Raw genomic sequence first — 10,760 nt, forward strand, 5'->3', positions numbered from 1 at the left:
GCTGTAAAATGAGAAGCTTTTACTTTGAGCGATGGATGGCAAAGCCTGGAAAAAATCGCTAAGGGGGCTAGATCTCATTTAAAAAGAATGAGGTTTCAAGCTGAACGATCAATATCATAGCTGCAAAGAAAATATCGGCGCATTGTATTTAGATGGAAAAAAAAGATAGAATATTGTAAGCGGTCACGAGGTATGCCCAGCTTTAGACACGATTCTGCGGGCATCTGCAATGTCAAAAATGCTCGCAAATAGCTTTTTTTTCTATTTACTGCCCTTTCTGATTTATAGTAGCTCTTTAGCTTCAATACCTTAAGTAGAGATATCCCCCGTGACCGCTTACCTCATCCAGCAGACTCATCCGATTTTTTCTATTATTTGTAAAGGTTAAGGGTAATTCACAACCTTGGTCAATCTATAATCATTTTGGCTCTTCAGCTTATAATACGCTTTGGAGCAACTCTTTATGTAATCATATACTTAGTAAAAAGCTTGTTTTTACGGGTAGATCCAGCCTGGAAAAAGGTTGATTTCTTTTTTAGGTGATGCAGATGTAGTTTCTTTAAAAGGTATAATTAGCCCATAAACTTCATTTTTATCCTTTTTAACATTAAAAATAAAAATTGCTTAAAAAAGAGGGAAGGATTAAATCTTATACATATAAAAGCCATGCCAAAGCCTTAAAAAGAAATATATTGACCTAATGAACTAGCTGATCCTACCATGAAGGAGCTTATATGATACCCTCTACTCCTATTTCAAGCGTGCAAACAGACTTTAGAACCATAGTCTCAGAGAATATAGAAGATGCTGTATCAGGAGAGCTGATGACTAAAGCTGTTACTTTGATCCCTTGTGGTCATATTTTTAATGAGGATACCGCTATCCAATGTTTAGCGCGTAATAAACTTTGTCCCCTGGATAGGCAGCTTATTGAAAGATATATACCCAACTACACCATCAGACACCTAGTCGATACTGCCGAGTCGCATCCTTTAGAAGAACATAAACACGAACCTAGCCCAGAAGCTGTAGAACATTTCCTACGGGGCAAAGAAAGTGCTGAAAAAGGAGATCATACATTAGCTATAGAAGCTCTATTGCAAGCTTTACAATTAAGCCCTACTTATGAAAAAGCTCAGGCTTACCTAGAGTTTTGCCTTAAATGTTCCTCAAGTGCTCCTTCTTCGATTTTATCATCCTCCTCTTCAAAGCCATTGTCACTTCCCAACGAAAAAGATAAAGAAAAATTGTCTTTTTCTCCGGAATCTTCTAAAGAACGCTATAATGAACTTTTATTTAACCTTCTAGAAGAACCACAAATTCAGGCCAATCCAGCTTTAAAGAAAATGCTTGAAAACCAATTAGAAGAGCTGATCAGTCAGGAGGGTGAAGAACTGACTGAGAAAGAAAAGGTAAGCTATCGATGGACAAAAAATTTATTAGGTGAAAATAAAAAGGTGAGGCAATTTGCCCTAGAAAAGTTACAGCAAATTCACCAGCAGCCTTCTCCAATTTCTCTAATCCCTCCTCAGCTTTCCATTATTAGCACTCAAGCTCTTTCTTCAGAACCTATGGTCTCTCTTTATAACGAGATAATTAATTTTCACTTTCCTTATGAAAGTGGAAATCATATCGAGCATGCTCGTATTTTGGATCAAATTTATAAAATTGAACCCGGCCTTTCTGCGGAAGCAAAAGTGAAGCATATTTTTAAGCACCTCTTGACCTTGGCTAAATCTCTTTCTCCTCTAGAGTTTGAAGAAGAAAATAAGGAACAAAAGGCTTTCACTTTTGCAAATTATACCTCCTATCTTATAAATACTAACCGTCTCTTACTTTGGCAGAAGCTGGAGGGAGGAAAAAATTATTTAAACCAAGAAGAAGTTAAGGTTTTGCCTCTAAAGGAAAAAGGAGAGCTTTTAAAAGGGTGGATAAAAAAGCAGCCATTACTCTTCTTCCCTACTAGTCTAACTTTAACGGCTTTAGGTCTAACCTTTTTACCTCCTGAGATTGGACAAATGTCTAGGCTAAAATATCTTAACTTAAGCCAAAATCAGCTAACCTTTGTACCTGCCGAAATTGGGCAGCTTTCTCAGCTACGCAGTCTTACCCTAAGCAACAATTATCTAACGGCTCTTCCTGCTCAAATTGGACAGCTTTCTCTGCTGACTGGCATTGATTTGCAACAGAACCATTTAACTGCCCTTCCTGCTGCAATGGGACAACTTTCTCAACTAAGATTGCTTTACTTACAACAAAACCAGCTAAAGACTCTTCCTGCTGAGATTGGGCATTTATCCCAGCTAAGAACTCTTAGCTTGAAGCAAAACCGACTCACTGCTCTTCCCTCCGAAATAGGAAATCTTTTTAGGTTAGAAACTCTCAACTTACAGCAAAACCAGCTCACGGCTCTTCCTGCTACAATGAGACAACTTCGTGAGCTGTCTGCCCTAGATTTAAGTCAAAACCAGCTCACTACTATTCCTAAAGAGATACGCCAGCTTCCTCAGTTAGAAAAACTTGAAACCAGTGGAAATCCGCTTTAACATGCGTTTAAAAAAGTAAGAAGTGTTTTTTAGCTAATCCCCTATAAAAAATGTTGTGGATTGAAAAGAAAGGGGAAGAAAAAGCTTAAAAGATGAGCGAGGCCTTTGCCAGGCCTCAAAGTTAGCAGAAAGGAAAGCTAAATTGCAACTGTGATGCCTCGCTTCCTTTTCGTCTGGTTTGCCAGCCTATTTTAAAAGGGATAAATCTTTGGCCTTTATTAAATAATTCATTCCTTTTGCTTTAATAATAAACTGTAAGTGCCTTAGATAACATATCTAGCAAGGTATTTAAACGCTTAAAATGAATAATTGCTTAAGAAATAAGAAGAATTAATTTTTTTAAGTAAGATAGGTGAGGGAATTCTTTAAAAAACACCTGACCTGATCAGCTCACTGATAATAAAATTTAAGGAGATTATATGATACCCTCAGACCCTATTCCTAGGCAGCAGACAGACTTTAGAACTACAGTTTTAGAAAATATAGAAGATGCTGTATCAGGAGAGTTGATGACCCGAGCGGTCACCTTGTTTCCTTGTGGTCATACTTTTAATGAAGATACCGCCATTCAATGTTTAGCGCGTAATAAACTCTGCCCCTTGGATAGGCAGCTTATTGAAAGTCATAGACCTAACTATACGATCAGGGACCTAGCCGCGATTGCTGAGTCCCATCCTTTAGAAGAACATAAAAACGAACCTAGCGAAGAAGCTGTAGAACATTTCCTACGGGCTAAGCAATATGATGAAGAAGGAAATCATGAAGCAGCTGTAGAAGCTTTATTGCAATCTCTGCGTTTAAGTCCTACTTATGAAAAGGCTCAAGCTTACCTAGAGTTTTGCCTTAAACGTTCTTCAGATTCCTCTTCAAAGCCTCTTTCCCATTGTCGCGAAAAAGGCAAAGAAAAAATACCTTCCTCTACGGGCCCCTTTAAAGAAGGCTATATAGAACTCTTATTTAACCTTCTAGAAGAACCCTCAATTCAAGAAAATTTAGCTTTGAAGAAAATGCTTGCGAGCCAAGTGGAAGAACTAATTAGGCAGGAAGGCGAAGAGCTGACCGAGCAAGAAAAGATAAGCTATCAATGGACAAAGAATCTATTAGGTGAAAATAAAAAGGTGAGGGAATTTGCACTGGAGAAGCTGCAGCAAATCCATCCCTCATCTCCTATAGCGCCTCCTCCACCTTCAGCTGTTACCACTCAAGCTCTTTCTCCAGAGCCTATACCCTCTCTGTACAGAAAAATAATAGATTTCCATTTTCCTCATCAAAATAAAAATCTCACCGAGTGCGCTCGCATTTTGGATCAAGTATATAAAATTAAGCCCGAGCTCTCTGTTGCAGCAAAGGTGAGACACATCTTTGAGCAAGTCTTAACCTGGGCTAAATCTCTTTCCCCTGTAGACTTCGAAAGAGAAAATAAAGACAATGAAGTTTTCAACATTTCGACCTATGTTTCTTATCATCTCAATATTAATCGCTTTTTACTCTGGGAAGATCTATCCCTGATCACAGATTATTTAAGTGAAGAAAAAATTAAAGCATTGCCTTTAAAGGAAAAAGGAGAGCTTTTAAAAGAGTTTCTAAAAGAACATGGAAAAGATGTGATCAATGTTCGTATTGTTGGAACAGACTTTATCGATGAGGTAGGCTTAACTTTAACTTTTTTGCCTGCAGAAATTGGGCAGCTGTCTCAGCTGCAACGGCTTTTCATAGGCGACAATCAACTCACTACCGTTCCTGCGGAGATTGGGCAGCTCTCTAATTTGCAACAGCTCAGACTAAACCATAATCATCTAACAGTGCTTCCTCCTGAAATTGGGCAGCTTTCTAAGCTAGAAACCCTTGATTTGCAGCAAAATCATCTCACGACTCTCCCTGCAGAAATCGGGCAGCTCTCTGAGCTGACATGGCTTAATTTGCAGCAAAACCGTTTCACGACCATGCCTGCGGAAATTAGGCAGCTTTCCAAGCTAGAAGCCCTTGATTTGCAGCAAAACCAGCTAACAGCTGTTCCTGCCGAGGTCTGGCAGCTATCTCAATTAAAGCAGCTTTTCTTACACCAAAACTATCTAAACTCTCTCCCTGCGGAAATTAGGCAGCTTTCTAACTTATGGGACCTGGAGTTAGAGCAAAACCGTCTTACAGCTCTACCCCCAGAAATCGGGCAGCTTTCCAAGCTAGCGTTTCTTAACGTGGGACAAAATCAACTAACGGCTCTACCTGTTGAAGCCTGGCAGCTGTCTCAGTTGAAACGTCTTCGTTTGGAGCAGAATCATCTAACAACTCTGCCTGCTGCCATAGGGCAACTTTCTAAGCTGCAAACGCTGGAATTGGAGCAAAACCACCTTGCGGCTCTCCCTGCTGAAATTGGGCTCCTGTCTCAGCTGACATGGCTTAATTTAAAGCAAAACCACCTTACGGCTCTTCCTGCTAAAATTGGTAAACTTTCTAAGCTGGAACAGCTAGATTTACAGCAAAACCACCTTGAGGCTCTACCTGCTGAAATTGGGAAACTTTCTAAGCTGGAACAGCTTGGCTTAGGCTGGAACCAACTAGCCTCTCTTCCTGCCGAAATTGGGCAGCTATCCTGTCTGCGATACCTTGACTTGCAACAAAATCGGCTGACAGCTCTCCCTATCGAGATGAGAAAGCTATCTCAGCTTGGTTGTATTAACTTGCAACAAAACCGGCTAACCGGTCTTCCTGCTAAGATCAAGTCTCTTTTCCCAAGTGCTGTGGTTCATTGTTGAGTAACTAAATAATCCTTTAGAACTTCATAGTGAAGAAGACAGATACTTTTCCTATCTTCGAGCAAATCTAAAATTTTTTAGCTTGTCTGAAGAAGGTTTAATTATATCTTTTTGCTAAGAAGAGCAATAGAGCGAAATGCAGCCTATTGTCCTTTTAAGAAAGAGAACAAGGCAGAAGAAATAGCAAAATTTAATACCGCAAGAAAGATGAGAATAATACTTATAAAATTTTGCCTGGCATCTTGGAAAAAACTACGCTAGAAGGCTGAGTATAATTCCACCTGCGCAAATGGCATTAGAGGTATAATTGAATTTTTCTCCATATAGCCTATTAGCCCATATATTACAGGCGATGATAGTACCTACAGCAAAACAAGGAAATAAAACACCTTTCTCTATGGGAAGAGCCCATTTGGTGGCTAAGAGTAATAAAGCTGTGGAAGCAAAATTTGCTAGACCTGCTAAAACCCCATACATTGTGGTAGTGGTAGTCCATGCATTCATTTGGCGAAGGAAATAAATGGCTTGAATTAGACAAGCGACTCCGAATTGTCCTAACATGAAACTCACATCCTCTTTGCTGACAAGGGCATAACTAGGGGCCGCTGTTTCTACTGTAGGACATATCACACAACGTGCTTGCATAAATGTTAGGGCAAGCACTTGAACAGCTAAGCAAGCAAGAGCATATTTCAACCAAGGATATAAACTTTTTAGGCTGCCTTTAGCTTCACCTCTGGCTCCTAAAAAAAGGCCTCCTATGACTAATAAAATCCCTAATAGTTTTTGATAAGAATAGGAGAAACCATTTTCCGAGCCAAATAAAGCAAATAAAATCATCCCTGGAAAAACGGCACTTGTATTTTGAAAGGCAAAGGTTAATCCAGCAGGCCCTTTATGTAAGGCGCAAGAGGTAAAAAACATTAACGCTATATTTAAAAGCCCTACAAGAGCTCCAATTCCTAACATTTTCAAATTAAGGCTTTCGAAAAAAATAGTGGGATAAAGAATAAAGGAAAATAGAAAAGAAGTTAAATAAAAAGCTAAGAGGTAGGTGGTAGGGTTTGAGGCAGAGGAATTTTGAGAGTTCTTGCGGAAAAACAGATTGGATGAGGCTGAACCCCCGGCTGCTAGTAAAGACAGTAAAATAGCTCGCATGGTAGAAATATCTCCTTATTCAATAAAATAATATGGAAGAAATTCAAAAGTGAGGCTGGGTCTACAGCAAATTATATCGATAGCTGTTAATAAATTCCAATTAAATAAGTAATTCCTTTTTTGGCAACTCTTTATGCAAGACGCTTTTACGCTCCTCTTTATGCAAGCATCTACCCTATAAAAATATTCTCTTAACTAAAGAAACAGCTTTTAGAGGGTTAGGTATACAGACGTAAGTTTTTTTTAAGCCTGTAATCCTATACTTAATAAAAAGCTCGTTGGAGGAAGTCAGTTTGGGAAAAGGTTGATTTCTTTTTTGGTTATACAATCAGAGTTGTTTTTAGAAGGTAGAGTAGAAAAATTATCAAAGTATTAATCTCTTCGGGAGAAAAGAAAAGAGGGGAAGCACAAGCCCAGATGACGCAACTTTTTTACAAAGTCTCTATTGGCTCTTTCTAAAGATGTTCTAAAATTTTCCCTTATTCGGCTGATTCTAAAAGACTATACTCTTGGAGCTTATTACGTAGCTTGCGTGTGCTTATTCCTAGAATTTTAGCAGTTTTGGTTTGGTTGTTATCTTGTTGATGGAAAGTCTCAATAATTAAGCGCTTTTCAAGCTCTTGTAAGGAAAGCCCTGTAGGAAATCCTTTGTTTTCCGCTTGTAATTTCTCTGGCTTAAAACTTGTTTGAGGATCAATGAATAGGTGATCAGGCAAAACTTTGTTGGTGCTATCCATCACTACCGCTCGTTCGATAATATTAGCAAGTTCACGTACGTTTCCCGGCCATTGATAAGCTAATAATTTTTTCTCTGCTTCTAAGGAGAGTTGTTTGTTTTCTTTATGGTTTTCATTGCAAAATTTTTCTAGGAAATGCCTGGCTAATGGAATGATATCCTCTCTTCTTTCTCTTAAAGGCGGTAGATGGATAGGGATGACATTTAAGCGATAATAAAGATCTTCGCGCAGGTGTTTATGAAAGATAGACTCCTTGATATCACGATTAGAAGTCGAAATGATCCTCACATCCACTTTAACCGCTTTTGTTCCCCCAATACGCTCAAATTCTTGTTCTTGAATCGCTCGTAGAAGCTTGGCCTGAAGAATTATAGGTATTTCTGTTACCTCATCAAGTAAAAGGGTTCCTGAATTAGCCAGCTCAAATCGTCCTAATCTTTTAGCATTTGCTCCTGTAAAAGCTCCTTTTTCATGGCCAAAAAACTCTGCTTCTACCAAAGTTTCAGGAATGGCGGCACAGTTAACCTTGATAAAGGATTTGTGGGACCGTTGAGAATGGAAGTGGATGGCTTGCGCAATCACTTCTTTGCCAGTACCCGACTCTCCATTGATAAATACGCTAGCATTACTTTTAGCAATCTGAATCACATCCTCCATAATTTTTTTTATAGCTACGCTGTCTCCGATCACTGAAGATTGGGAGGCACTACCTGGTCCTTGCTGACGAAGATAATGATTTTCGTGGATAAGGGTTAGATGCTCACGAGCCTTTTCTAAAACTGCTTCTAAGGTATCTGGAGAAAAAGGTTTGATTAAATAATTGTAGGCTCCTAAACGCATGGCTTCCACGGCGTTTTCAATGCTTCCATAAGCGGTTATCACAATAATGATTGTTTGGGGAGAAATTTCTTTAATTTTTTGAAGTAAGTCAATTCCTGTCAAATCTGGCATTTTCATGTCGGTAATGACGATATCAAATAGGTGTTCCTTAATTAGAGCTAGAGCTTTAAGGCCGTCCTCAGCAGTAGTGACATCTAAAGATTTTCTTCTTAATGTTTCGGCTAAAAAATCCCTTATCAAGGCTTCATCGTCGACGATAAGTACTTTTTCAATAGGCATATTAACTTTCCTGTAAAAGCCTTTTAAGGGCTATTTAATAATAACAATCCATTATCTATTTAGCTCCGCGCTTGCTTCTATCTATTCCTTATTAAAATAAAGAGCTTTCAGAGGAATGGCAAAGGAGTAGGTATAAACTCTATGTATGTTTAATATCTGGCATTTATTTCTAAAGCCCTGCTGAAAGGAAAATTTAAAAAGCCAATCCTTTCCTAAGCTATGCCAAGGTTTATTGTTTTGGGGTTATAAGTATGGGTTATACCTGTCTCAACTTTATATTAAAAATTTTTTATAAAATAAATTTAGATTTTTTTATCATCCATCTCCACCTGAGGGAGCTGGGAAAGAAGATTTTTTAACAATTTTTGGTTAACTAGATCGAGCTGTAAAATTTCTTTAAGAATATCACATAAAGAAGTCAGCAGTTCGTTAATTTGCAAAGAAGAAGGATCGTGGGAAGATTTATTTATCCAATACTTTTTAAGAGGTGTTAAGGTTTTTTCAATATCGCGTATACAAGCTACCAAAGCCTTTTTCTTGCTAAGGAGAGAATGCATTTCCTGAGGAGGATGTTTCGAAATTAACTTTTCATGCTCATAATGAGTAAGAGTTAAAATGTCTTTATAATAATCATGTTCTTTTTTTAAAAGGTGATAAAGTGCTTCATCATTCGAGAGGCTGCAAAGTGAGGAGAAATTTTTTGCCATAGCAGATGCCAATTTTCTTCAAAAGTTTTTTCCACAGCCTATGAATATTTGTGTTTTTGTTCAAGTAAGAATGAAAAAAAAATTATCTACTTAATCGGCAGGTTGGCTAAGCAATTGTTTGTATTATATAAATATAACTAAAAATTTAATAATAAAATCCCATAAATGGGATGTTTTTAATAAATTAAAACTATTTTTAATAGCATGTTTGATTGTTATGCCGAATTCAAATAAGAAGCTATCAAAAAGAAATTAGGGGGTAGGTTACAAACTATCTCCCCACTCTAAGTTACGGGCTTTTTTATAGAGCTCTCCATGGCGCCGTGAAATTATTCTATCAGCCAATCCTTCGTTTTGCGTGCAGAGCTTAAAACTTAGATGGCCCGAGTGCTTGTGAGGATGGCGTAAAATACGTGCCTCCGGCAAAGCGGTAGCAGTTTTCGTGCAAATGATATAAGAAAATTTTTCATCTTCATAGCCGAGAAGGGCACCTTTGGCTTGCTTGTGAAAAGGGGATCTTTCTAAGCGAACGCTGAAGTGGCACCAATCTTTTTCTGCCATGGGGCATGCATGCTGGTGGGGGCATGGGGCTAAAATATGTGCTTGTAAGTCGATGAGGTGCTGGCGTATTTGTCTAACTACCTGAAATCCTAGCATCGTGCCTGGTTCAATGATGACCAACGCTTGCCTAGCACTTCTCCATAGTTTTTTAATTATCTCTCCCCATACGGGCTGAGGCCATTCTCCCATGGCATACGATACAACGATTAGATCACTTTCTGGAAAACAATCTCGTTTTAAAACATCTCCTTCTACCCACTGCGCCTCTCTGAATAAAGAAGTCTTAGCTTGCAAGGTTAATTTTTTGCCTAAAGAAATTAAAAAGTTATCCTGCTCAAGGAGAGTGATTTTACAAGTATGAGGGAATAGTTCTGAAACAGCCCACATGGCAGTACCGGGGCCTGCTCCTACATCCAGTACAGAGCCGAAGATTCCCTCATAACGCTCTTTTAATTTATTTAACACGTATTTTATAGTTTCAAAGGTTGCTGGCATACGTGAAAGTAGGTAGGCTATACGCTGCTCGGGGCTGCTCACAAAACGTTGCTTGCTTTGCATAATTTTTTGGCGTTGCTTCTCATTGCGATAACGCTCACTCAGTTCTTGTGTAGCCTGTTGTAAAGCACTTCCCCTTAACGTGTGGGCCTCACGTTCGAGAGCTTGCTGTAAAATGTTGGGTAGATTCATGGTACCTTATAGTGGCGAGGGTCTGTAGCTGTTACGGTAAAATCTAACATTGTTTCTGGCATATTAATAGCACGCCCCGCAAATGCATGTTTAAATTGTTCTGTGGCTAGCTGATTATCTTCAGCTTTTTTAACCTGATAGTAGAGACTGATGCGCTGTTGCAAGATTTCTTCTACTGTAGAAGGATCTCCAAAAATGGCTAATAGAATAGCTTTAGGGGCTAAATACACTCTTATTTTAGTCTTTTGCGGGTTAAGCGTAACAAAGTCCAACAAGGAAATTGTATGAGCATTATATTTATATTCTTCAAAGCTTTCATCTAAAGATTTTCCAATTTTGCTGCTATCCAGAGCATTTATATTTTCGGTAGGCAAATTAAAATCCTTACTTCCTAGGCTTACAGGCGGGCTCAAGTTGCATCCTTTAAGCAATGAATAGTAAATATCCTGGAGAAAAGGCTGACCTAAATCTAAGTTTTCTAAGCCATTTTTT

6 protein-coding genes and 1 pseudogene are annotated in these 10,760 nt (G+C 38.6%); 2 read left to right on the plus strand and 5 right to left on the minus strand.

Going from position 1 to position 10,760, the window contains the following annotated elements; all coding sequences use genetic code 11:
• Positions 1-734: 734 nt before the first annotated feature.
• On the plus strand, positions 735-2,546 hold the full coding sequence (locus DB42_RS10280) for a leucine-rich repeat domain-containing protein (protein WP_052435939.1): 1,812 nt from the start codon (positions 735-737) through the stop codon (positions 2,544-2,546).
• Positions 2,547-2,965: 419 nt separating this feature from the next.
• Complete coding sequence (locus DB42_RS10285) at positions 2,966-5,299, plus strand: leucine-rich repeat domain-containing protein (RefSeq protein WP_052435940.1); 2,334 nt, start codon at positions 2,966-2,968, stop codon at positions 5,297-5,299.
• 252 nt (positions 5,300-5,551) lie between these two features.
• On the opposite strand, the gene DB42_RS03015 is transcribed toward DB42_RS10285, so the two are convergent.
• From DB42_RS03015 to DB42_RS10290, 5 genes and pseudogenes are all read right to left on the minus strand, one after another.
• Positions 5,552-6,457, minus strand: a complete 906-nt coding sequence (locus DB42_RS03015) for a hypothetical protein (RefSeq protein WP_044881678.1) — start codon at positions 6,455-6,457, stop codon at positions 5,552-5,554.
• A 479-nt stretch (positions 6,458-6,936) separates the two neighbouring features.
• Complete coding sequence (locus DB42_RS03020) at positions 6,937-8,313, minus strand: sigma-54 dependent transcriptional regulator (RefSeq protein ID WP_044881679.1); 1,377 nt, start codon at positions 8,311-8,313, stop codon at positions 6,937-6,939.
• Between the two features lie 302 nt (positions 8,314-8,615).
• Positions 8,616-9,020 carry a flagellar export chaperone FlgN gene (flgN, locus tag DB42_RS03025; protein ID WP_044881680.1) on the minus strand — a complete coding sequence of 135 codons (405 nt, stop codon included), beginning with the start codon at positions 9,018-9,020 and terminating at the stop codon, positions 8,616-8,618.
• 264 nt (positions 9,021-9,284) lie between these two features.
• On the minus strand, positions 9,285-10,268 hold the full coding sequence (locus DB42_RS03030; RefSeq protein ID WP_044881681.1) for a small ribosomal subunit Rsm22 family protein: 984 nt from the start codon (positions 10,266-10,268) through the stop codon (positions 9,285-9,287).
• A pseudogene (locus DB42_RS10290) lies at positions 10,265-10,760 on the minus strand (hypothetical protein); the annotation flags it as partial. The pseudogene DB42_RS10290 and the gene DB42_RS03030, both read right to left, overlap by 4 nt.

This window comes from Neochlamydia sp. EPS4, from assembly GCF_000813665.1.
In the GTDB taxonomy this organism is placed as follows: domain Bacteria; phylum Chlamydiota; class Chlamydiia; order Chlamydiales; family Parachlamydiaceae; genus Neochlamydia.

Excerpts from the sequence above, each read along its gene's own strand:
- DB42_RS03030 (WP_044881681.1), bottom strand. The coding sequence starts at position 10,268 with ATGAATCTACCCAACATTTTACAGCAAGCTCTCGAACGTGAGGCCCAC.
- DB42_RS10285 (WP_052435940.1), top strand. The coding sequence starts at position 2,966 with ATGATACCCTCAGACCCTATTCCTAGGCAGCAGACAGACTTTAGAACT.
- flgN (WP_044881680.1), bottom strand. The coding sequence starts at position 9,020 with ATGGCAAAAAATTTCTCCTCACTTTGCAGCCTCTCGAATGATGAAGCA.
- DB42_RS03015 (WP_044881678.1), bottom strand. The coding sequence starts at position 6,457 with ATGCGAGCTATTTTACTGTCTTTACTAGCAGCCGGGGGTTCAGCCTCA.
- DB42_RS03020 (WP_044881679.1), bottom strand. The coding sequence starts at position 8,313 with ATGCCTATTGAAAAAGTACTTATCGTCGACGATGAAGCCTTGATAAGG.
- DB42_RS10280 (WP_052435939.1), top strand. The coding sequence starts at position 735 with ATGATACCCTCTACTCCTATTTCAAGCGTGCAAACAGACTTTAGAACC.